Raw genomic sequence first — 1,347 nt, 5'->3', positions numbered from 1 at the left:
TTTCACCCAATTCACCACAGAAACACTGACCCGTCTTGGGCAAAATCTCAGTGAGGCCGGCGCCATCAATGGTGGCTACGTGATGTTCGCTGACTATCAACAGGGCCTGACCCGCTACCTGCTCCTGTGCATGCTCAGTAGCCAGAACAGTGTCACCATCACTGATGAGCTGACCATTCAAGACACGTCCTACCTGGACACCGCTCGTATGTCTTTGGCCTGTCGTATCAACATGACTGACTGGCAGAAGAACCCTGATACGGGGCGCTATTTATCGTTTCTTCGGCCAAAGGGAGGCAAACGTCTCAGCACTGTATTCCAGGAAGTTATTGGTTGCAGCGAAACCAGCAGCAGCAAAGAAGAAGCAGACACCCTGCTCAATGCCGTCGAGGCTTATTGCCAGGAAGAGCCATCAGCAGAGAACCGTACGATTGTCAAACGACAGGTTTATGATTACTGCCAGAACAGGCTGGATGAAGGGGAAAGTCTGTCCATGCAGGAGCTGACAGGCCACCTGAGCGAAGCTGGCCCGGATGACTTTGCCCGCTTTGTCAACACCCGGGATTACGATATGAGTACTCCCATGTCCCCTGAGCGCAGCAAATTGACTCGGCTGGTACGCTATACCGGGCGAAGCAAGGGACTTAGCCTCTCTTTTGATGCCGAGCTGCTGGGCGGGCAGATTCGCTACGATGAAACCAACGACCAACTGATCATCACCGGGGTCCCTGACAAACTGAAAGCACAGCTGAAACAGCACCAGGGGGCTGTCCCGGAATAGATGGGGGCTATTCATACCAGAACAACTTTGTTACAAATAAAAACAAGGGATTGATCTGACACCCGGCAAGGGTGGCTGCAATCTGCACAAGCTTTAATCGCAGAGGGTATACAGGTCTGCTTCCTGCTGCGAGCATCCCGCTTGTCGATGAACACCTGATGAACAACCCGGAAGCCACTATGATTTTTCGTGCAGCCTTTCGTGCAGCAACGGTAATCACCACCATCCTGCTGGCATTCGGCGTAGAAGCAAGTGTCAAGGCACTCCCTGCTGTCACTCCTGCCACCATTATCCATCAGCAGATAACATTGAATGAAATACTGATCAGCATTCACCGTCTGCAGCTGGATTTTCTCGATCAAGACGCCAGAGACACCCTGCAGCAAGAACAGCAATCTTTAAACATCAGCCTCAATACTCTGCCAGAGAGCCTGCACGATCCTGAAGCCAATACCCTGCTGGAAACCGCTGTATCGCTTTGGCCTGTGATCAGCAAACACATTACCTGGCTAAGCACCATTCCAGCCAGTGGCAGACCTCCCTCTGTGACCACATTACTGCGGGCA

2 protein-coding genes are annotated in these 1,347 nt (G+C 52.3%); both read left to right on the top strand.

What is annotated here, in order from left to right; all coding sequences use genetic code 11:
• A partial coding sequence (locus KDK14_RS11020; protein ID WP_257265163.1) for a nucleoid-associated protein occupies window positions 1-781 on the top strand: 781 nt, incomplete at its 5' end.
• Window positions 782-960: 179 nt separating this feature from the next.
• Window positions 961-1,347 (top strand): hypothetical protein (locus KDK14_RS11015; RefSeq protein WP_257265162.1); only part of this gene is annotated, 387 nt, incomplete at its 3' end.

Source organism: Endozoicomonas sp. ONNA2 (genome assembly GCF_024606365.1).
Classification (GTDB): Bacteria; Pseudomonadota; Gammaproteobacteria; order Pseudomonadales; family Endozoicomonadaceae; genus Endozoicomonas.
The sequence above is the reverse complement of the archived record's forward strand: the minus strand, read 5'-3'. Positions and strand labels throughout refer to the sequence as shown.